Source organism: Hymenobacter nivis (genome assembly GCF_006439025.1).
GTDB classification, from domain to species: Bacteria; Bacteroidota; Bacteroidia; order Cytophagales; family Hymenobacteraceae; genus Hymenobacter; species Hymenobacter nivis_A.
This window is the reverse complement of record NZ_RCYZ01000004.1, coordinates 256,279-277,373: the sequence shown is the minus strand read 5'-3', so window position 1 is coordinate 277,373 and position 21,095 is coordinate 256,279. Positions and strand designations below refer to the sequence as shown.

The following is a 21,095-nucleotide window of genomic DNA, read 5'->3' as shown; positions in this document are numbered from 1 at the left end:
GTTGACTAAAAATAACAGCTAACGATAAACCGAGAGTCAAAGGAAACCAACAGGCTTCCTTTGACGAAAGTTCGGGCCGTAGTGTTACGCCTGGCCGTTGTCTGCGGCCGCACCTTCGGGCTTCGGCAGCAATACTTTCCGCGAGAGGCGGTACTTACCAGTTTTCTTGTCAATATCCACCAGTTTCACGTCAATTTCCTGGCCTACTTCCAATAACCCTTCCAGGCTCTGGATGCGCTCGTGCGTCACTTCTGATATGTGCAGCAAGCCGTCTTTGCCGGGCATAATCTCCACAAACGCGCCGTAGGGCTGAATGCTGCGCACTTTACCCTTGTAGGTTTCGCCGATTTCTGGCTGCGCCGCAATGGCCCGGATACGGTCAATGGCCCCCTGCATGTCGGTTTGGTTCGAAGCGTAGATGCTTACGTGGCCTTTCTCGTCCTTCTCCTCGATGATCACCGTGGCGTTGGTGTCCTTCTGGATCTGCTGGATGACTTTGCCGCCCGGCCCAATGATGGCACCGATAAACTCTTTGTCGATCAGCATCTTATGCGAGCGGGGCGTGTGCGCCTTCAGCTCGGCAGCCGGCGCGGCAATGGTCTTGGCCATCTCACGCAGAATGTGCAGGCGGCCTTCGCGAGCCTGATGCAGCGCAGCGGTCAGAATCTCATTGCTCAGGCCCTGGATTTTGATGTCCATCTGACAGGCGCAAATCCCTTTCTCAGTGCCCGTTACCTTGAAGTCCATGTCACCGAGGTGGTCCTCATCGCCCAGGATGTCCGAAAGCACGGCGTACTCGCCGGTTTCCTTGTCCTGCACGAGGCCCATGGCGATGCCGGCCACGGCGGCCGAAATCTTCACGCCAGCATCCATCAGCGCTAGCGAGCCGGCGCACACGGTAGCCATCGAGCTTGACCCGTTCGACTCCAGGATGTCCGACACGATGCGGATGGTGTAGGGGTTTTCGTCGTCGGACGGCAGCACTTGGCGCAGCGAGCGCAGAGCCAAGTTGCCGTGGCCGATTTCGCGGCGACCGGCGCCGCGGTTGGGCTTCACCTCACCGGTCGAGAAACCGGGGAAGTTGTAGTGCAGCATGAATTTGGAGTAGCCCTTGGCCAGCGGCTGGTCCACAATCTGCTCGTCGAGCTTGGTGCCGAGCGTGGCCGTGGTCAGGCTCTGGGTTTCGCCGCGGGTGAAGATGGCCGAGCCATGGGCCCCGGGCAGGTAGTTGATTTCCGACCAGATGGGGCGGATTTCGGTGAGCTGGCGGCCGTCGAGGCGCACGCGCTCCTTCACCATCATGTCGCGGATGGCCTTCTTCTCAGCCGACGAGTAGTAACGGCTGAACATCTTCATGTCCAGCTCGGGCTGCTCAACCAACAGCTTTTCCAGGAACGCTTTTTTCACGCCCGAGAAGCCTTCCTTGCGGCCGCCCTTGCTGGTGTTGCCGGTGCGGGCCACATCGTAGGCCCCCTGGTACACGCCGTCGCTGACGAGTTTCTTCAGCGCCTCGTTTTCCTCGTACTTAGGATACTCGCGGGGCTGTGACTCGGGCGTACGGCCCACCGCTTCAGCCAATTCCTTTTGCAATTGGCACTGGGCCTTAATGGCTTCGTGGCCGAAGGCAATGGCGGCGACCATCTCTTCCTCGCTCACTTCCTTCATGGCGCCTTCCACCATGGCCACGGAGTCGGCAGTAGCACCCACCATCAGGTCCATGTCGGCACGCGCCAAGTCCGAGGTTTTGGGGTTGATCTGGAACTGGCCGTCGATGCGGGCCACGCGCACTTCCGAAATTGGGCCGGCAAACGGAATGTCCGAAATTGACAGAGCGGCCGAAGCGGCCAGGGCAGCCAGGGCGTCGGGCTGCACTTCTTTATCGGCCGAGATGAGGGTAATCATCACCTGCACCTCGTAGTGGTAGTCTTTGGGGAACATGGGCCGCAGGATGCGGTCCACGAGGCGGCAAATCAGGATTTCGTAGTCGCTCAAGCGGCCTTCGCGGCGCTGAAACGAGCCGGGAATCTTGCCAGCCGAGCCAAATTTTTCCTGGTAATCAACCGACAGGGGCAGGAAATCGACGCCGTCGCGCTGGCTGGGGGCCGATACCACCGTGGCCAGCAGCATGGTGTCGCCGAGGCGAACCACTACGGCGCCGTCGGCAAATTTGGCCAGCTTGCCGGTTTCAATGGAAATCTGGCGGCCGTCGGGCAGGGCCAGGGTTTTGGTAATGGCGTGAGGGGCGGGCATTCAGTTGGAGAAGAGAGGATAAGTGACAGGAGAAGTGAGCATCGCTGGGCGGGGGCGTGGCGTAAACGCTGAACACAAAAGCGCAGCGCATGGCTCCCGACTCACTTCTCGCAACAGGCAAAAAAAAGAGTAGGGAACCTCCCATTGGAAGGCTCCCTACTCTCAAGCATTGGACCTACTTACGGATGCCCAGCTCTTTGATGATGGCACGGTAGCGGTTGATTTCGCGGTGCTGGAGGTAGTCCAACATGCGGCGGCGCTTGCCGACCAGTTTCAGCAGGCCTAGGCGGGTGCTGTGGTCTTTTTTGTTCGCCTTCAGGTGCTCCGTCAGGTGGTTGATGCGGTGGGTGAAGAGGCCAATCTGGGCCTCGGCCGAGCCGGTATCGGTTTTAACGTGTTGCAGGCTATTCTTTTCGAAAATTTCCTGCTTTGCTTCGGTGGTAAGTTTCATCGGCGGATAGGGCCAGGCCCCGTCTTGGATTTAAAAAATGAAAAAATGCACCCCGCATTTCGAGGTGCCGCAAAGGTACGCGGTTTAATCGGAAATTGGAATAAAAATCCCCCGGGGCCCTATTCTTCGCCCTCGGGCTTGGTTATGCGGCGCAGGATGGGCAGGCCCAGGCGCCGGGGCAGCCGCCGCCAAAAATCCACTTCCAGCAAGCCTGAGTCGTTGTAGGCCTGGAACAACAGAAACAGCCCCACGGGCAGCAGTACCAGGTTGGCCATCCACACCCCCAGGCCCACGGGCAGCACAAATTCCTTGGCGTACTTGGTGCCGGTGATGGTGAGCACGTAGTACACAATAAAGAACAGAATGGACACCAGGATGGGCACGCCCAAGCCGCCCTTCTTGATGATGGAGCCCAGGGGGGCCCCAATGAGGAACATGAGCAGTACGGCCACCGACTGGGCGTACTTGTTGTAAATCTCGACCCGGTACTGGGCCGAGTCGCGGGCCAGGTTGTCGAGCTTAACGGCAGTAACCTTGAAAGACTCGCGCAGGTTGCGGGCCCGGTTGGCGGCCTGCTCCGCCATGGGGGCCGTCAGCTTGGGCAGGCGGCTGGCCGGCACCTGCCAATGGGCCACCCGGCGGTTAGCTGCCGCGCCCAGCGTGTCGAAGCGCAGGTAAGTGTAGTAGGCGTCGAGCTGGCGGGGCATTTGCTGGCGCGCCAGGCCCAGGCTGCGCTGGATGGAATCGGTACCGGCCCGCAGCTGCGGGATGGTGAGCATCATCCGGTTTGTCTGGAAAAGCTCCTCCTTCGTGCGGTTGAGGTCAAACGAAGCTAGCGAGAACGTCACCACGTTGTGGTCAAACCCCTGACGGATGAAGCTGGCCCCGGCGCGGTTCTGGGCGTCGGGCTGCTCCACGTAGTTGTGGCCGTGGAACAGCTCCAGGCCCAGGTAAGCCCCGTTGAAGCGGGTAAACATGCGGCCCGAATCGGCCAGCATCACCATGGCGTTGCCGCTGCGCTGGGTGTGGTCGTAAATCATCACCCCGTGCAGGCGGTCCTTATTGGGGCCCGTCTTGCGGTCCACCTTAATGGTATAGCCCGGAATGCCGCCGTAGAACACGCCTTCTCGGATGTCGAGGGCCAGTTTCTGCTGGCGCACGTCCCACAACAGGCTGTAGGCCTTCAAGTTGGCCTTGGGCACCACCGTTTTATTAAACCAGAACGAGGCCAGCAGCAGCCCCACGCTCACCACCAGCACCGGCCGCAGAATGCGCGTGAGGGCAATGCCCGAGGCCTTGATGGCCGTCAGCTCGTGGTGCTCGCCCATACTGCCGTAGGTCATCAGCGACGAGAGCAGCACGGCCAGCGGCAGGGAAGTGGGCACAATCAGCACGCTCAGGTAGAAGAGCAGCTTGCCGATGACCGGCAGGCCCAGGTCCTTGCCGATGATATCGTCGAGGTACTTGAGCAGCGTTTGGGTGAGCAGGATGAACTGCACCACCGCAAACGTGAGAAAGAATGGCCCGGCAAAGGCCTTCAGGATAAGCTTGTCGAGTTTTTTGATCATGCGCAGGGCCAAACAGTACCGCGGCCGCTGCCCCACCAACGGGGCAACGGCCCAAATCGTGCGTTGGGGCCCCTAGCCCCCTACCTGTTCGCGCAGACGGGCCACCAGACCGTCCCAAAGCTCGCGCTGCTCAGCGGCCTGGGCCGAGGAGTAATCCACGATGTGCAGAAACACTTCGTCCGTAACGGCCGAAGAATGAAGGGTAAATTCCACGTAGCTGGGGTCGGCCACGGGGGCATGCTCGGGGCCCGAGAAGACGTAGCGCGCCGCGCGGTTGAGGCGCTGGGGCCCTACTTCAGCGTAGTGGTTCTCGCGGTCCCACACGAAATTCAGCCGCCCGCCCGCCACGTGGTTCACGTCGTCGCAAAACCAACGGGCCAGGCCGGCAGCCGTGGCCAAGTACGGGAAAAGTATTTTGGGGGACGCATTGATGGGGAAATCGGCTACAAACGGCGACTTAGTTTGGGTATCAGGCAATGCCATGGGCTTAATTGATTAAGAACGAGGGGCCCCGGCGATTAAAGGCCCGCGGGGGCATAATAAACCTTGTTTTTGGGCTTGCGGCTTGCACAAGCGGTATTTCTTGCGTTACCTTTGCACCCACAAAACCCGGCGGGGTAGCTCAGTTGGTTAGAGCACAGGATTCATAACCCTGAGGTCGGCGGATCGTACCCGCCTCCCGCTACTTGTAAATGAAGCACTTGCGCACTCAGCTGCGCAGGTGCTTTTTTTATTGATAGGGCAACCAATCATCATTTTGGGTAAGCTTAGCATTCGGGGTGCAAAGGTACGCATTTCCCCACCCTGCCGAAACTGTTGCTTAACAGATTGATGACTGCAGGGCAGCCGCGAAAATTTTGCCGCCCGGCTTGATGGAAAAGGTGCACTGGCCGGGGCATAAAGCCCCGCCGGCCAGCGCTCCGCAGGGCCCCTCACATCAACTGGCAGGGGCCCCTACCCTGGCCAAAGGAGCGGTGCTGGGGCCCTGTTCTGGGCACACAGGCTAAGCCCAAGAATAACTTTAAATCGTTTTTTTTATCATAGCCAGCCTACAAGCGCCGACGCAACGCAAACGAGTATAATCATCAGCTGGATTGTTTCGGCGCTCGCCATCATGCTGGTTATCACCTAGCCATTTAAAGCACCCGAATACGTGTGAGCCGTGAGCGACGCTTGTACTGCGGCTCCTGACGCCTACGATGGGCTTGGCGGGCGTAGCCAATGTCCCCAACGTGCACCTGTTTCTGATGGGCATGATGCTGCTGGCCGAAACGGCCCGCGAGGAGAAGTTCTTCGACTGGCTCGTGGTCCACGCCAACCGGCTCGCCAAAGTCTTGGCCCAATGGTTGTTTTTGTTCAGATACTGCCGCTGGTGGCCGGGCTGTTCTTGCTGATTGAAGCCCTCACCAAAATGGGCGTTACCCGCTGGCTAACCATACTCCTTAACGCCGGGGCCGCGCAATCGGCCAACAGAACGGCTTGGGCCCCAATCCTTCGGTAACGGGCTCACTGGCCACCATTTTGTGGCTAGTAGCGCTACGCTGCGAAAACATCGAAGAGAGGCTTGGCAATTCTTAAAGCTCGGCGCGCTGTTCGTAACCGTACCGCTCCTACTTGCCATAGGGGCCCTCTTTCCTCTGCCACGTTAGCACGCTACGCTTTTTACCCGTACCAAGCCAGCTTAATTGCCTTGCTATTTCTTCACGCTTCCAAGCTAATGTTTGCGCGCAAAGTGGACACCAACGCATTAATTTCTCACCTTCGTTGTCGGTCACCTAGCTAGGTCGGCGCTGGGGGCCCCAGTTTCGCATCCTCGCCGTTCACGGCAAAAGGCAGCGTTTTTGCACCTAGTCGCCACCGTTAGATAGGCCGACGTTCTGCACAAAAAAGCGCCTGCTCCTTTACAGGGGCAGGCGCTTCTTGTAGACAGTTGGGACGCCCCAACTAAAGCAATTGCTTTACTTAGCTTTCTCCACGATGCCGGCAAAGGCAGCGGGGTTGTTCAGGGCAAGGTCAGCCAATACTTTACGGTTCAGCTCAATACCGGCCTTTTTCAGGCCGCCCATCAACTGCGAGTACGAAAGGCCGTGCATGCGGGCACCGGCGTTGATACGCTGAATCCAGAGGGCCCGGAACTCGCGCTTCTTTACCTTACGGTCGCGGTAAGCGTAGAGCAGACCTTTCTCAACGGCGTTTTTGGCAACGGTCCACACGTTTTTGCGGCGGCCGTAGTAGCCTTTCGCCAAACGCATGATTTTTTTGCGGCGGTGGCGCGAGGCCACGTGGTTGACGCTTCTTGGCATAACCTGAATTGTTTTTGGCAGCCGGCGTCACTGCACAGCGGCAGTGGCTTAGAATTGCGGCCGGAAGCCTGGTGGGGAAATTAAATTATTAAATAACTCAATCAGTCAATTGCTAATCCTTAAATTGTTTCAGTCAATAGCGTTGAACAGCAACAATTTATCCTCAACAATTAAATCATCAAATTAAATGTTCAGCATCTGCTGCACCCGGTTCATATCGGCGCTGCTCACGAGGCCGGCATGGGTGAGGTTGCGCTTGCGCTTGGTGCTCTTCTTGGTCAGAATGTGCGATTTGTAGGCGTGCTTCCGCTTCACCTTGCCCGAGCCGGTGAGCGTGAACCGCTTCTTAGCACCGGATTTCGTCTTTACTTTCGGCATTTTAGTGGGGTTTGGGGTGGTTGTTGATTGTTTGTTGATTGCTGACCGACCGTGGGCCGGGAAGCCATCCGCAACCGGATATGCTATTCGGTGTCGGCCGCGGCGGGGGCCGGAGCTTCGGCGTCCTGCGGTGCGGCCTCCTGGGCGACGGCCGGCTTGGGGGCCTTCTTCTCCTGCTTGTCGCCGGCAACGGCGGGCTTCGCCACGGGCTTGGCTACAATAGCGGCTTTGGGCGCGAGGTAGAGGAACATACGCTTGCCTTCAAGCTTGGGCAGCTGCTCTACTTTGGCCAGGTCCTCAAGGGCCTGGGCAAACTTGAGCAGCAGGATTTCACCCCGCTCTTTGAACACGATGCTCCGCCCAACGAAGTGCACGTAGCTCTTGATTTTCGCGCCTTCGCGCAGAAATTCTTGGGCGTGCTTCACCTTGAAGGCGAAGTCGTGCTCGTCGGTGTTAGGTCCAAAACGAATTTCTTTGAGAACGACTTTGGTCTGCTTAGCTTTCAGCTCGCGGGTCTTTTTCTTCTGCTCGTACTTGAATTTCGAGTAGTCGATGACGCGGCAAACGGGCGGCGTGGCCGTGGGCGAAATCTCAACGAGGTCCAGGTTTTGCTCCTGGGCCATTTTACGGGCTTGGTCCGTAGTGTATACACCCTGGGGCACGTTGTCGCCAACAAGGCGAACTTCGCGGGCCAGGATTTTCTGATTGATTTTGAACGGCTCTTCCACCTGCTGGCGGGGCACGTACCGACGATTCGGGGTTGCTATGGTTTGGTCCTCCTGCGAAAAAAGTGGCTGAGAATAGATTCTAGTACCAATCAACCAGGGCGAACCCAGTCAATCAGGGGGCAAATATCGTTATTTTAATTCGTAAAGGCAAGCTGGCACGGCCAACTTTCCGCAAACGAAGCCGCCGGAGGCCCAAATACAGGGCCTCCGGCGGCTTCGTTTGTAGGAGCACTGGGGCCCCGGCGCGGGCGGCCTTAAATGGCCGCGGCTACTTGGCTTTGCACGCTGGCAATGAACTCGGCCACCGACATGGCACCTAGGTCGCCTTCGCCGTGGCGGCGCACCCCCACGGCTCCGGCTTCGGCTTCCTTTTCCCCTACCACCAGCAGGTAGGGCGTTTTGGCCAATTCCGCGTCGCGGATTTTACGGCCGATGCGCTCGTCGCGGGCATCAACGGTCCCGCGCAGGTCGGCGGCTTCCAGCTGGGCCTTCACCTCGTAGGCGTAGTCGATGAACTTGTCGGAAATGGGCAGCACGATGAACTGCTCGGGCGTGAGCCAGAGCGGGAAGTTGCCGGCGCAGTGCTCGATGAGCACGGCCACAAAGCGCTCTAACGAGCCGAAGGGTGCCCGGTGCAGCATCACGGGGCGCTGTTTGGTATTATCGGGCGCAACGTACTCCAGGTCAAAGCGTTCGGGCAGGTTGTAATCTACCTGAATGGTGCCCAGCTGCCAGCGGCGGCCCAGCGCGTCGCGCACCATGAAGTCGAGCTTGGGACCGTAGAAGGCCGCTTCGCCCAACTCCGTGACGGTGGTGAGGCCCTTCTCGGCAGCGGCTTCCTGGATGGCGCTTTCGGCCAGGGCCCAGTTCTCGTCGGAACCAATGTACTTGGTTTTGTTTTCGGGGTCGCGCAGGCTAATCTGAGCCGTATAGTCTTCAAAGCCCAGGGCTTTAAACACGTACAACACCAAGTCAATCACCTTCTTAAACTCGTCCTTTACCTGGTCGGGCCGGCAGAAGATGTGGGCGTCGTCCTGGGTGAAGCCGCGCACGCGTGTCAGGCCGTGCAACTCGCCCGATTGCTCGTAGCGGTAAACAGTGCCAAACTCGGCGTAGCGCACGGGCAAGTCGCGGTAGCTGCGGGGCTCCGTTTTGTAGATTTCGCAGTGGTGGGGGCAGTTCATCGGCTTGAGGAAAAACTCCTCGCCGGGGTTGGGCGTGCGGATGGGCTGGAACGAGTCGGCCCCGTACTTCTCGTAGTGGCCGCTGGTGACGTACAGCTCCTTGGCCCCGATGTGCGGCGTAACAACGGGCTGGTAGCCGGCCTTCACTTGGGCCTTGCGCAGGAACTGCTCGAGGCGCTCGCGCAGGGCCGTACCCTTGGGCAGCCACAGCGGCAAGCCGGCCCCTACCCGCTCGCTAAAAGCAAAGAGCTTCAGCTCTTTGCCCAGCTTGCGGTGGTCGCGGCGCTTGGCTTCTTCGAGGCGCTCGAGGTACTCGGTGAGCTCCTTGGCCTTGGGGAAGGTGATGCCGTAGAGGCGGGTAAGCTGCTTGTTTTTTTCGTCGCCGCGCCAGTAGGCCCCGGCCACGTTCATGAGCTTGGCGGCCTTGATGGTGGACGTGTCGGGGATGTGGGGCCCCCGGCAGAGGTCGGTGAAATTGCCCTGGGTGTAGAACGTAATCTGGCCGTCTTCAAGGCCGTCGATGAGCTCCAGCTTGTAGGGGTCCTGCTTCTCGGTGAAGTAGGCAATGGCCTCGGCCTTGGGCACTTCGCGGCGCACGTACTGGCTTTTGGCCTTGGCCAGCTCCACCATCTTCTTCTCGATTTCGGGAAAATCGGTGCTGCTGATGGTCCGGCCCTCGCCGAGGTCTACGTCGTAATAAAAGCCGTTTTCGACGGCCGGGCCGATGGCCAGCTTCACGCCGGGGTACAAGGCCTCCAGGGCCTCGGCCATGAGGTGGGCCGAGGAGTGCCAGTAGGTGGCCTTGCCAGCGGCGTCGTTCCAAGTGAGAATGGCCACGCTGGCCTGGTCGGGCAGGGGGCGGTGCAGGTCGCGCACCTCACCATTCACGGTGACGGCCAAGGCGTTGCGGGCCAGGCCCTCGGAGATGGAAGCGGCCAGGTCGTAACCGGTGGCGTGGTCGGGCAGCTCGCGGGGCGAACCGTCGGGAAGGGTGATGTGCAACATAACTAGGTATTAAGCCATTAGCTTTTAGCTGATAGCTATTAGCTTTCTTGTTGGTAATTAAACTATTGTACCCAAACCAATGGATAATTAATTCAGGCCAGGCTCTTAAGGCACGCGATGAGCGCAAAGCAGGCGCAAGTTACGCCCGCCCTACGGGTATGCGGGCCATACAGCCCCGCTGCCGGGCGGCAGGTCCGCCAAAGGTGGTGCTTTGTGCACTATGCTGTGCAGGGGCCCTGCCCCAACTAGCGGGGCGGCGGGCTGCCCACCGGGTCCAGGGGCGCTATGGCCGAGGGGCGGGCCCGCGGGGGCCCCGGGTAGTAGAGCGGGGCTGGGCGCAGGCTGTCGGGCAGCAGCAGGCGGGCGCGGTTGCCCACCTTCCACACCTTGAAGGGCCAGTGCGCATTGCCCGGGTTTTCGGCCACCAGCAGGCGGTACTGGGCCAGGGCCGCGGGCAACTGGTTGTTGGCTTCGAGGGCTTCGGCCAGCAGGGCGCGCGCCTCGGGCAGGCGCGGGTTGCGGCGCAGGGCCCGGGCCAGGTGCGGGATGAGGGACGCCGGCCGCTGGCCGCGGGCCCCGGCGGCCAGCGCCAGCCGGTAGTCGGCGCGGTACTGGGTGGTGTCGAGGGCCAGGGCGCGGCGGTAGTACCAAGCGGCGCTGTCCGTTACGCCCTTCAGTTCTAGCTGGCGGCCGTAGTCGTAGTGCAGGCCCCCGGAGGCGGTGTCGAGGCGCAGGCCGCGGGCGGCGTAGCGCACGGCCTGCTCGGGGTCGCGCAGGGCGTTGTAGAGAAACGCCAGTTGGTGCAAAATCTCGGGCTGGCGCGGCTCGCGGGCGAGGGCCGCCCGCAGGTAGTCGAGGGCCTGGGCGGTATCGGCCGAGGCGGCGTAGGCCAGCCCTTTATAGAACAGGGCCGCCGGCTGGTCGGGGTCGAGGCGCAAGGCCCGGTCGAGGTTGTCGAGGGCGGCGGGGTAGTCGCGGGCCGCCAAGTGGGTTTCGCCCACCAGCAGCGGCAGGTCGGGGCCCGTGAAGCCGTTGTCGGCGGCCTGGCGGGCGGCGGCCAGGGCTTCGGGCAAGCGGCCCAGCATGCGCAGGGCGCGGGCTTGCAGAAAGTACAGGGGCCCGTCGTCGTCGCCATCGGCCAGGTCGAGGGCGGCGGTGGCGTCGCGTAGGGCCGCCGTGGGCTGGCCAGCAGCCAGGCGCAGGGCGGCCCGGCGCGAGAGCAAGGCCACGTTGCCGGGCTGCTGGCGCAGGGCCCCGTCCAGTTCGTCGGCCTGCACGCGGGGCCCGCTCTGCACAGTGGCCAGGTCCACGAGGGTATCGGGCCGCTCGGCGGGGGCCGACTGGCACCCGCCGAGCGGCCCCAAGGCCGCGACCAGCAGCCCGGCAAGCAAAACAAGTGGCGCGCAACGCATGCCCAAAAGTACGGCCCGCCGCGCCCTCAGGGAGCGGGCACGGCGGGTGGGGCCCCGGCGGATGCGGCGGCCCGCTGCCGGATGCGCAGCTGCCGCCGGGCCCCGCGGGTGGTGGCCCGCTGCAAGGGCTCCAGCAACTGCTGGCACAAGCGGTTGATGGTCAAGTCTTCGCTGGTGAAGGTGGGCAGGCGCACGGCTTTTTGCAGCAGGGCCACGGCACGGCGGCGGCGGCCCTGGTAGCGGTACATGCGGGCGAGGTCGTAATAAAACGTGGCCCGCGTCGAATCCAGCCGGAGGGCCGTTTCGAGGCTCCGCATGGCATCGGGCACGCTGCCGCCGGGGGGCACCCCGCCCAGCAGCAGTTTGCTGTAGAGGCGCTCCAGCACGTTGTAGTGGCCCACGCGGTACTGCCAGCGGCCCAGCAGCTGCCAGGCCTCGGGCAGGTCGGGGCGCTGGGCCACGGCCAGAAACACGTAGGAGCGCAGGTCGCGGAAGGCGGCCAAGCGGTTTTCGGAGCGGTACAGGCTGGCCTGGCTGAACAGGGCCAGTGCGGCGGCGTAGTTGCTCTCGCCGCCCTCGGGGCGCACGACCAGGGCGCGGTCGGCGTAGCGGGTGGCGGCGTCGAAGTAAGCCGCCTTGCGGGTTTCGTCGGAGTACCGGGCCCCTATTTTCACGCTCAGCACGGCTGCCTGCCACAGCGCCAGGTAGTGGGCCGGGCTGATTTTGAGCACGTCCTGGTAGGTGGCCAGCGCCTCCGAGTCTTTGTAGCGGTTGATGAGCCGCACGGCATCAAACAGCTTCTGGCGCACGGCCAGCGGGTCGCTGGCCACGGTATCGAGCGGGGCGGTGGCCAGCGTATCGGCCGCCGCAGCGGGCAGCCCAGAAGCGGGGGCCCCGGGCACGGCCTGCGCCACCGCCGGGGCCCCCGCCCCGGCCAGCCCCGCCGCCAGCGCGGCCCGCCCCAGCCACTGCCGCCACCGCCGAAGCCCGCCGCGCACAGCCGCTAGAATAGGCCCAGCTGCTTTTTGGAGCGGCTGGCCACCTCGCGGGCCTGGGCCACTTCCTCGGCCGTCACGGCCACGGCGCTTTCGTCGGGGGCGTCGTCGGGGGCCGCGGGGGCGTCGGGCGCGGGGGCCCCGGCGGCGCGCTTGCGGGCGGCCTCGCGGCGCTGGGGCTCGGGGCCCTCGTCGGTGAGCAGCTCCAAGGCGTGGACCTTGTAGTAGTTCAGCTTGTTGCCCATGGCCTTCCAGCCCTTCACGTCGATGAACTCGTGGAGGCCGATTTTCTCGGTTTCCTTGTCGGCCTTCTTGTCTTTCTGCACCTTCGCCTCCACCACCGGCTCGGGGTGGGCCGTTACGGCCAGCAGCTTCGAGCCCTTGGTTTCAGTAATGAAGGTGAAGCGCTTGCCCAGGGTGCTGGTTTCGATGCGGAACCGCTTGACGTAGTGAATCTTCGTATCGCCGTCCACGTACACCGCGCTGAGCACCGTGTCGGGGTCGTACTTGCGCAGCAGCACAATGTTGGGCACGTCGTAGTGGTTGCCCGGGTCGGGCGTGGTCAGCTCGTAGCTGCCATCCTTGAATACCACCAACACCGTCTCGTCGGTGTCGAAGGCCCCCAGGTAGCGGCCGTGGCCGGCGGTGTTGAGGCGACCCACCACGGCGTCGAAGAAGGTTTCGCGGCCGCCCAGGGTGCTATCGCCCCGGCTTTTTTGGGTGATTTTCTTGATGAGCTGCTTGGTCACAATGTTGCCCATCGAGCCCTTGCCCTTGATGGCCAGCTCGGCAAAGTCGAAGTCGAACTGCTTCACCCGGGCCGCGGCCTTGTCGCTGAGCTGGATGGTCACAATCTCGCTTTCCGAGTTGGGGTTGGCCGTGAGGTACAGGGTTTTGGTGCCCTTGGTGCCCTTGGTCAGGTCGTAGGCCTTGTCGCGGGTGATGCCCGACACCAAGAAGCGCTTGGCGAAGCTGATGCCCGAGGCCCCGTCCACGTACACCATGTTGTACACCAGCCGGTCGTCGTTCTTGTTGTACACGCCCACGTGCAGGATGTCCTTGCCCACGAAGGTTTTCTCCGCAATGCGGCTCACCACAAACGTGCCGTCGCGCTTGATGGCGATGATGTCGTCGAGGTCCGAGCAATCGCACACGAACTCGTCTTTCTTCAGCCCGAAGCCCACAAAGCCGTCCTGGCGGTTCACGTACAGTTTCTGGTTGGCCACGGCCACCTTTTGGGCCGTCACCACATCGAAGGTGCGGAGCTGGGTTTTGCGCTCCCGGCCGGCGCCGTACTTCTTCAGCAGGCCCTCGAAATAGGCCACAGCGTAGCGGGTGAGGTTGGCCAGGTGGTCGGCCACTTCCTCCAGTTCGGCGGTGAGCTTTTGCAGGTACTCGTCGGCCTTAAAGCCGTCGAACTTGCTGATGCGCTTGATGCGGATTTCAGTCAGGCGCGTCAGGTCGTCCTCCGTCACGGCGCGGCGCAGCACCACGCGCTGGTCGTTGGCCTTGGGCTTCTCCCCTTCCACGCGCACAAATTTCTTCAGGCCCGCGTCGATGGTTTCCAGGATTTGCTCCCAGGTCTCGGCTTCCTCAATGCGGCGGTAGATGCGGTTTTCGATGAAAATCTTCTCCAGCGACGCGTTGTGCCACCGCTCCCACAGCTCCTCTTGGCGGATTTCCAGTTCGCGCTCCAGCAAGCGCACGGTGGCCTTAGTGCTCAAGCGCAGCACGTCCTCCACGCCCACGAAGCGGGGCTTGTCGCCGATGATGACGCAGGTGTTGGGCGAGATGCTGATTTCGCAGTCGGTGAAGGCGTAGAGTGCGTCCATCGTGAGGTCGGGCGACACGCCGGCCGGCAGCTGCACCTGGATTTCGACCACCGCGGCGGTGTTGTCCACCACCTTCTTAATCTTGATCTTATTAGCCTCGCTGGCCTTCACGATGCTCTCCATCAGCGCCGTGGTGGTGGTGCCGTACGGAATGTCGCGGATGATGAGCATGGTCTTGTCGACCTTCTCGATGGTGGCGCGCAGGCGAATTTTGGCCCCGCGCATCCCCGAGTTGTAGTTCGTCGCGTCGCACAGGCCCCCGGTCGAGAAGTCGGGCAGCAGCTGCACCTCTTTGCCTTTCAGCACCGCGATGCTGGCCTGGCACAGCTCGCGGAAGTTGTGGGGCATGATCTTGGTGCTCAGGCCCACGGCGATTCCCTCCACGCCCTGGGCCAGCAGCAGCGGGAACTTGACGGGCAGCGTGGTGGGCTCGCGCTTGCGGCCGTCGTAGCTGAGCTGCCACTCGGTAGTATCGGGGTTGAACACCACGTCGAGGGCAAACTTGCTGAGGCGCGCCTCGATATAGCGGGGAGCCGCCGCGCCGTCGCCGGTGCGCACGTCGCCCCAGTTGCCCTGGGTTTCGATGAGCAGGTCCTTCTGGCCCAGGTTCACCATGGCGTCGCCGATGCTGGCGTCGCCGTGGGGGTGGTACTGCATGGTTTGGCCAATCACGTTGGCCACCTTGTTGAAGCGGCCGTCGTCCATCTCCTTCATGGCGTGCAGGATGCGGCGCTGCACGGGCTTAAGGCCGTCCTCGATGGCGGGCACGGCGCGCTCCAGAATCACGTAGGAGGCGTAGTCAAGGAAGTAGTTCTGGTACATGCCCCGCACCGTGGCCACGTCGTGGATGACCTCGCCGGGCGCAAACTTGGGGTTTTCCTCCTCCTGCGGCTCGGCTTCGGCCAGGGGCTCGTTTTCGGCGGTGAGCTGGGCGGCGAGGGCTTCGTCGCCAGCGGCCAGCTCGGCGTCTTCTTCGGCGGCGGGCGAAAACGCGCCCAAGTCAAAATCGACCGAGTCGCCGGCCTGGAGGTGTTGGTAAGGGTTGGGTTCCGACGCGTCGGAGGCGCGGGACTCGTCGGCGGGGAACAGCGAGGCGGGGCCGGGGGTAAGGGGTGTATCCACGAAGAGCAAACGGGTGAGCGGCAAGATAGCAGTCAAATGTACCGGCGGCGGGGCGGCGGCGCAACTTCTGGCAAGGCCGGGGGCCCCCGGAAAGTTCCGCCCAGGGCCCCCGGCCGCGCCCGCCGGGTCCCCGGCCCCCGCCGGGCCGCCGGGCTGGGGCCCCGCCATCGGCCCCGCCATCGGCCCCGTTCACCCGACGAATTCAGGCATTCACCGAAAAGCACTTCCCAATAAAACCTTTACAAGCAACTATTGCCATTGAATTCGTTCAGGCCATCTGTAAATAGTATTTAACTAATAATTTTATGTTTGCTCTCGTACGCCGTGGCTGGCTGGTGGGGCCCCTGGCCGTGCTGGCCTGGGCCAACTGGGAGGCCCCGGCCCTGCACAGCTTCGCCGCGCCCATTGCCCTGGTGGCCTGGCAGGTGCCGCACCTGCCCACGGGCCCCGCCGCCGAGGCCCTGCGCGCGCGCCTGGCCGCCCAGCCGGGCGTGTCGGCCTGCGCCCTGAGCGCGGCCACGGGCACGGTATCGGTGGTGTACCGCCCCGGCGAGGCCACCGAGGCCGGCCTGCGCCAGGCGCTGGCGCAGGCCGGGCCGTGGGTGCCCCAGGCCCTGCCCGAAGCCCCGGCTGCCGCCCCCACCGGGCGCGCGTGCCCGGTGCCGGCCGGCTACGTGCTGGCCCTGGAGCGCGTGCGCTTCGCCCTCAACGTGCGTCGCTTTTTCGTGGCGGTGTAGCTACCCGGCGCGGCACAGTGCCGGGGCCCCTATTCGTTTCCGCTTCCCTCTTTCACCCATTTTTATCTCCTTTATTTACCGATGAACACCTTTATTCCGATGCGCAACGTGCTGGTAGCCGGCGCCCTGCTGCTGAGCGCCGCCGCGTGCAGCAAATCCAGCGACCCCGCCCCGGCGGCGGCTACCCCCAACACCCTCTACGTGCGCCTCGGCAGCGTCAACGGCGTGTCGAAGGTGGTGGACTCATTTCTGGCCAACGTAATTGCCGAAACCCAGACCAGCAACACCTCGCTCAAGCGCACCTTCAACCCGCTGCTCACCTCGAACAATGCCCAGCGCGTGACGCTGCTGCGCGACAACCTGATTGACCAGATTGGGCAGGCCACCGGGGGCCCCCTGGTGTACAAGGGCCTCACCATGACGGCCGCCCACAAGGGCATGGCCATCACCACCCAGGAGTTTGGCGTGTTCGGCGTGGCCTTCACCAAAGCCCTGACCGACAACGGCGTGAAAGACCCCGAGAAGACCGAGCTGCTCACCATCATCACCAGCCTGCAGAGCCAGGTAGTGGGCCAATAGGGCCCCACTGGCCACGCAAAAAGCCCCCGCCGGGACGTACCGGGCGGGGGCTTTTTATGTTGGAAAGCCGCGACTTACTTGGTCGTGATGTCGCCCCGGATCTCGCCGTTGGGGAAGGTCGTGGTGTGCAGGTTGGCATACATCGACTTGCCAAGCAGGGCCGTGGCCTGGGTTTGGTCCAGCTTGACGGTGCCGGTGATGGGCGACACGAAGCCAGTGCCGGCCGTATTGTTGGGGGTGAAAGGGACGGACACTGGGCCGGCGGTGCCGGGGGCCCCAATGTGGAGGTGGCCCATGGTGGGCGCCAAGCCGGTAAAGGTGACGGTGTACGTCAACATCATCGTGGTTTGGTTGTAGGAGCCCGTGAAGCTGCCCGTGGCGGCGGAGCTGTTGGGCGTAGGAGCTTCCTGGGCCCCGGTGAGGGTGGAAGATGCGGTGGTGATTACCGGCGCCACGGTTTCGTCTTTGGCGCAGGAGGTAGCGGCTGCCAAACCGGCGAGCAACAAGAGAGAGGAGAAAATCTTTTTCATACTAAAAGAACAGAAAACCTGGAAAAAGTGAAATCTATTCTCCCTCAACTGTGCCGATTACAATAAGTTCAACTAACGCGCTGTTCAGCTAAACCTCGGGGCCCTAATCGGCCTCCACTACTTCGGCTACGGGCAGCACGTCGCTGGTTACCAGGTCTTTCTCGAGGCGCAGGTTTTCGATGATGAACTGCTGGCGGTCGGGCGTATTCTTGCCCATGTAGTAGGTGAGCACCTGCTGGATGCTGCGGTCGGACTGCAAGATGACGGGTTCGAGCTTGATGTTTTCGCCGATGAACTTGCCGAACTCTTCGGGCGAAATCTCGCCCAGGCCCTTGAAACGGGTGATTTCGGGGTTGCGGCCCAGCTTGCGCATGGCGGCCTGCTTCTCGCCCTCGTTGTAGCAGTAGATGGTTTCTTTCTTGTTGCGCACCCGGAACAGCGGCGTTTCGAGGATGAACACGTGGCCGTTGCGCACCAGGTCGGGGAAGAACTGGAGGAAGAACGTAAGCAGCAACAGCCGGATGTGCATGCCGTCCACGTCGGCGTCGGTGGCCACCACCACGCGGTTGTAGCGCAGGTTTTCAATGCCTTCCTCGATGTTGAGCGCGTGCTGGAGCAGGTTAAATTCCTCGTTCTCGTACACGATTTTCTTCTTCAACCCGAAGCAGTTCAGCGGCTTGCCGCGCAGGCTAAACACGGCTTCTAGCTCCACGTTGCGGCTCTTGGTGATGCTGCCCGAGGCCGAGTCGCCCTCGGTGATGAAGAGCGTGGTGAGCAGTTCCTTTTCGGCGCCGTCCTTGGCGTTTTCGCCTAGGTGGAAGCGGCAGTCGCGCAGCTTGCGGTTGTGCAGGTTGGCTTTTTTGGCGCGCTGGTTGGCCAGCTTTTTCACGCCGGCCATGTCCTTGCGCTCCCGCTCGCTCTGCATGATGCGCTTGAGCAGGGCCTCGGCGGTGGCGGGGTTCTTGTGCAGGAAATTGTCGAGGTTTTCCTTCACGAAGTCCAGGATGAAGCCGCGCACCGTGGGGCCCTCGTCACCCATGTTGATGGAGCCGAGTTTGGTTTTGGTCTGGCTCTCGAACACGGGCTCCTGCACACGCACCGAAATGGCCCCCAGGATGGAGCCGCGGATGTCGGCCGCGTCAAACTCCTTCTTATAAAACTCGCGCACCGTTTTCACTACTGCCTCGCGGAAAGCGGCCAGGTGGGTGCCGCCCTGGGTGGTGTACTGCCCGTTCACGAACGAGTAGTATTCCTCGCCGTAGTCGTTGCCGTGGCTCATGGCCAGCTCAATATCGGGCCCCTTGAGGTGGATGATGGGGTAGCGCAGGTGCTCCACGTCGGCCTTGCGGCCGAGCAAGTCGCGCAGCCCGTTTTCGGAGAAGTACTTCTGGCCGTTGTAGTTGATGATGAGGCCCGCGTTGAGGTACACGTAGTTCCACATCTGGTTTTCTAAGTACTCCGGGATGAAGCGGTAGTTCTTGAAAATGGTATCGTCGGGCTGGAAGGTGACCAGCGTGCCGTTGCGCTGCGGCGTTTTCTGGGGCTTGGGGTCCTGCACGAGCTTGCCCTGGGCAAACTCAGCCGACTTCATCAGCCCTTCGCGCACGCTCTGCACCAAGAAGTAGCCACTGAGCGCGTTCACGGCCTTGGTGCCCACGCCGTTGAGGCCCACCGACTTCTGGAACACCTTGGAATCGTACTTGCCGCCGGTGTTGATTTTGCTCACCACGTCCACCACTTTGCCCAGCGGGATGCCGCGGCCGTAGTCGCGCACTTGCACGCGGCTGTCCGATATTTTGATGTCGATGGTGCGGCCGTGGCCCATCACGTGCTCGTCGATGCAGTTGTCGATGACCTCCTTCACCAGCACGTAAATCCCGTCGTCGTAAGCAGAGCCGTCGCCGAGCTTGCCGATGTACATGCCCGGTCGCAGGCGGATGTGTTCGCGCCAGTCGAGCGAGCGGATGCTGTCTTCGGTGTAGCCGTGGGCGGGGGCCGCGGGGGTGAGTTCGTCGCTCGTCATAAAAAATCCGTATGGGGCAATTGCCAGGTAAAATAACGCACAAAACCCCGGCCAGCCGCCGGGGGCCCTGCCAGGCAGCTTAGCCGCCACCGCCAACCTGGTTAGCCAGTTTCATAACCCCGGCCGGGGCCCCCAGGTTCGCCGGGGCCCCGGCTCCACCCCTACTTCATTCCCCAACTTATGCAACCCACCGCTACGCCCAAGGGCGCGCCGCGCGTCATGCCGCCGCCCAACAACCTCAACACGCCCCACAACTTGCCCTCGCCCATGCAGCACCATGCGCCGGCGTCGGTGAAACAGTCGGGGGCCGCACACTACACGTTCGTGCTCATCGGGCTTTCGCTGCTGGTGTACGTGCTGCACAAGCTCGACGGCATCTTGCTGCCCATTCTGTTCGCAGCGCTGCTTTCGGTGCTGCTGCTGCCCATCGTCACGCGGTTCGAGCGCTGGAAGTTTTCGCGCATCTGGGCCATCATTTTTGCGCTGCTCATAGTCATTGCGGCGCTGGTCGGGATGTTTTACCTGTTTGGCTCGCAGATTGTGAGCTTGCGCGACGAGCTGCCCAAGCTGCAAGAGCGCGCCGTGGAGTACTTCGACATGGCCCAGCAGTGGGCCAGCCACAAATTTGGCTACCAGCCCGTCAGCAAAGACGAGCTCATCGACTCTGGCATGGAGTCCTTCAAGTCGTCGGCCGGCGGCTACCTGGGCTCCACGCTCAGCACCACGGCCGGCGTGCTGAGCGTAACGACGCTCGTGCCGATTTACATTTTCTGCTTTCTGTACTACCGCGACCATATGCGGCAGTTCCTGTTCCGCTTCGTGAAGCCCGACAACCGCACCAGCGTGCTGCACACCATGGACAACATCCAGGTGGTGGTGCAGGCCTACATCCAGGGCCTGCTCACGGTGATTGTGATTGTGTCGGTGCTGAACTCCATCGGCCTGCTGCTGCTGGGGGTGAAATTCGCCGTGTTCTTCGCCATTTTCGCCTCGGTGCTGGCCATCATCCCGTACATCGGCATCCTGGTGGGCTCGGCTATTCCGGCCCTGGTCACGCTCGTCGATACAGGTTCGCCCACCAAGGCGCTGGGCGTGGTGGGGGTGTTCATGTTCGTGCAATTTCTGGAAGGCAACTTCATCACGCCGATGGTGACGGGCTCGAAGGTGAGCATCAACCCGATGGCGGCCATCATCGTCCTCATCCTGGGCGGCGAGCTGTGGGGCACGCCGGGCATGATCCTCAGCATCCCGCTGGTGGCCGTGCTCAAGGTGGTGTTCGATGCCAACCGGAGCACGGAGCCCTGGGGCTTTTTGCTGGGCGACGTGAGCGACGGCGAGGAGTTGAAATCGTCCAAAACGACGGCCAAAGAAGGATTTTTTATGCGCACCTGGCACAAATTGAGGCCGGCGTAGGGCCCCGGGCGCAACCCCACGCCGGGGGCCCCGTAAACCCCAGCACAAGCCCAGTGCTTCTTTCCACTCTCACTTTCAACTTGACTTTATCATGGCTAGCACGCTCACCGACACCACCGCCCGCGCCCTCACCGACCTGCTGAACCTCAACCGCACGTCGACCAAAGGATACCAGGAAGCCGCTGAAGAAGTAAAAAGCGCCGACCTGAAATCGCAGCTCAGCGAGTACTCGCAGCAGCGCGCCGGCTTCGCCTCCGACCTGGAGCGCTACGCCCAGCAGTACGGCATCGACGCTTCGGACTCGAACACCATTGAGAGCGTAGCCACCGACGCTGCCGCCGCTGTGCACCGCGGTTGGATCAACATCAAATCGGCTTTCACCGGCCAGGATGATTCGGCCGTGCTCGAAGCCGCCGCTACTGGCGAAGCAACGGCCCTGAAAGGTTACGAGACGGCCCTAGCCGCCCAAGACCTGCCCGCCGACGTAAAGAGCGTGCTCCAGCAGCAGCACACCAAAGTGCAGGAAGCCAAAACCTGGCTCACGGCCCACACCACGAACAACTAAGCCAACGCGGCCATAGTGGT

17 protein-coding genes, 1 tRNA gene and 1 pseudogene are annotated in these 21,095 nt (G+C 62.3%); 6 read left to right on the top strand and 13 right to left on the bottom strand.

What is annotated here, in order from left to right; all coding sequences use genetic code 11:
• Nucleotides 1–84: 84 nt before the first annotated feature.
• From pnp to EAH73_RS11455, 4 genes are all read right to left on the bottom strand, one after another.
• Nucleotides 85–2,250, bottom strand: coding sequence for a polyribonucleotide nucleotidyltransferase (gene pnp / locus EAH73_RS11470; protein ID WP_140466627.1), 2,166 nt, complete (start codon nucleotides 2,248–2,250; stop codon nucleotides 85–87).
• A 175-nt stretch (nucleotides 2,251–2,425) separates the two neighbouring features.
• The gene (rpsO, locus tag EAH73_RS11465; RefSeq protein WP_140466626.1) at nucleotides 2,426–2,701 is read right to left on the bottom strand and encodes a 30S ribosomal protein S15; all 276 of its coding nucleotides are present in this window, start codon (nucleotides 2,699–2,701) and stop codon (nucleotides 2,426–2,428) included.
• A gap of 119 nt (nucleotides 2,702–2,820) precedes the next feature.
• Complete coding sequence (locus EAH73_RS11460; RefSeq protein ID WP_240047221.1) at nucleotides 2,821–4,269, bottom strand: LptF/LptG family permease; 1,449 nt, start codon at nucleotides 4,267–4,269, stop codon at nucleotides 2,821–2,823.
• Nucleotides 4,270–4,341: 72 nt separating this feature from the next.
• Nucleotides 4,342–4,752, bottom strand: coding sequence for an START-like domain-containing protein (locus tag EAH73_RS11455; protein ID WP_140466625.1), 411 nt, complete (start codon nucleotides 4,750–4,752; stop codon nucleotides 4,342–4,344).
• 128 nt (nucleotides 4,753–4,880) lie between these two features.
• Here EAH73_RS11455 and EAH73_RS11450 point away from each other — a divergent pair.
• Together EAH73_RS11450 and EAH73_RS11445 are read left to right on the top strand one after the other, a co-directional pair.
• Nucleotides 4,881–4,954 (top strand) — tRNA-Met (locus tag EAH73_RS11450).
• A 514-nt stretch (nucleotides 4,955–5,468) separates the two neighbouring features.
• Nucleotides 5,469–5,663: a hypothetical protein gene (locus tag EAH73_RS11445; RefSeq protein ID WP_140466624.1), complete on the top strand. Its 195-nt coding sequence runs from the start codon at nucleotides 5,469–5,471 to the stop codon at nucleotides 5,661–5,663.
• A 564-nt stretch (nucleotides 5,664–6,227) separates the two neighbouring features.
• Here EAH73_RS11445 and rplT read toward each other — a convergent pair.
• The 7 genes and pseudogenes from rplT to EAH73_RS11405 all read right to left on the bottom strand — a co-directional run bounded on the left by rplT (nucleotide 6,228) and on the right by EAH73_RS11405 (nucleotide 15,012).
• Nucleotides 6,228–6,572: a 50S ribosomal protein L20 gene (gene rplT / locus EAH73_RS11435; protein WP_140466623.1), complete on the bottom strand. Its 345-nt coding sequence runs from the start codon at nucleotides 6,570–6,572 to the stop codon at nucleotides 6,228–6,230.
• A gap of 183 nt (nucleotides 6,573–6,755) precedes the next feature.
• Nucleotides 6,756–6,950 (bottom strand): 50S ribosomal protein L35, encoded by a 195-nt coding sequence (gene rpmI, locus EAH73_RS11430; RefSeq protein ID WP_070744131.1) that lies wholly within the window; start codon nucleotides 6,948–6,950, stop codon nucleotides 6,756–6,758.
• A gap of 209 nt (nucleotides 6,951–7,159) precedes the next feature.
• Nucleotides 7,160–7,717, bottom strand: a pseudogene (infC, locus tag EAH73_RS11425) (translation initiation factor IF-3); the annotation flags it as partial.
• Between the two features lie 215 nt (nucleotides 7,718–7,932).
• Nucleotides 7,933–9,867, bottom strand: a complete 1,935-nt coding sequence (gene thrS, locus EAH73_RS11420) for a threonine--tRNA ligase (RefSeq protein WP_140466622.1) — start codon at nucleotides 9,865–9,867, stop codon at nucleotides 7,933–7,935.
• 245 nt (nucleotides 9,868–10,112) lie between these two features.
• Nucleotides 10,113–11,258 (bottom strand): tetratricopeptide repeat protein, encoded by a 1,146-nt coding sequence (locus tag EAH73_RS11415; protein WP_161599519.1) that lies wholly within the window; start codon nucleotides 11,256–11,258, stop codon nucleotides 10,113–10,115.
• Nucleotides 11,259–11,305: 47 nt separating this feature from the next.
• Nucleotides 11,306–12,277, bottom strand: a complete 972-nt coding sequence (locus EAH73_RS23070; protein ID WP_161599518.1) for a hypothetical protein — start codon at nucleotides 12,275–12,277, stop codon at nucleotides 11,306–11,308.
• Nucleotides 12,278–12,282: 5 nt separating this feature from the next.
• Nucleotides 12,283–15,012, bottom strand: coding sequence for a DNA gyrase/topoisomerase IV subunit A (locus tag EAH73_RS11405; protein WP_140467017.1), 2,730 nt, complete (start codon nucleotides 15,010–15,012; stop codon nucleotides 12,283–12,285).
• Nucleotides 15,013–15,533: 521 nt separating this feature from the next.
• Here EAH73_RS11405 and EAH73_RS11400 point away from each other — a divergent pair.
• Together EAH73_RS11400 and EAH73_RS11395 are read left to right on the top strand one after the other, a co-directional pair.
• The gene (locus EAH73_RS11400; RefSeq protein ID WP_140466620.1) at nucleotides 15,534–15,965 is read left to right on the top strand and encodes a hypothetical protein; all 432 of its coding nucleotides are present in this window, start codon (nucleotides 15,534–15,536) and stop codon (nucleotides 15,963–15,965) included.
• An 81-nt stretch (nucleotides 15,966–16,046) separates the two neighbouring features.
• On the top strand, nucleotides 16,047–16,544 hold the full coding sequence (locus tag EAH73_RS11395) for a group I truncated hemoglobin (protein ID WP_240047220.1): 498 nt from the start codon (nucleotides 16,047–16,049) through the stop codon (nucleotides 16,542–16,544).
• 74 nt (nucleotides 16,545–16,618) lie between these two features.
• Here the strand turns inward: EAH73_RS11395 and EAH73_RS11390 are convergent, their stop codons facing one another.
• Complete coding sequence (locus tag EAH73_RS11390; protein ID WP_140466619.1) at nucleotides 16,619–17,074, bottom strand: CHRD domain-containing protein; 456 nt, start codon at nucleotides 17,072–17,074, stop codon at nucleotides 16,619–16,621.
• Between the two features lie 103 nt (nucleotides 17,075–17,177).
• Nucleotides 17,178–19,097: a DNA topoisomerase IV subunit B gene (locus tag EAH73_RS11385; RefSeq protein WP_140466618.1), complete on the bottom strand. Its 1,920-nt coding sequence runs from the start codon at nucleotides 19,095–19,097 to the stop codon at nucleotides 17,178–17,180.
• A gap of 180 nt (nucleotides 19,098–19,277) precedes the next feature.
• Here EAH73_RS11385 and EAH73_RS11380 point away from each other — a divergent pair, with 180 nt between their 5' ends.
• The gene (locus EAH73_RS11380; protein ID WP_240047219.1) at nucleotides 19,278–20,510 is read left to right on the top strand and encodes an AI-2E family transporter; all 1,233 of its coding nucleotides are present in this window, start codon (nucleotides 19,278–19,280) and stop codon (nucleotides 20,508–20,510) included.
• 91 nt (nucleotides 20,511–20,601) lie between these two features.
• A complete protein-coding gene (locus EAH73_RS11375) occupies nucleotides 20,602–21,075 on the top strand; it encodes a PA2169 family four-helix-bundle protein (RefSeq protein WP_140466617.1) in 474 nt (157 codons plus the stop codon).
• Nucleotides 21,076–21,095: the final 20 nt, after the last annotated feature.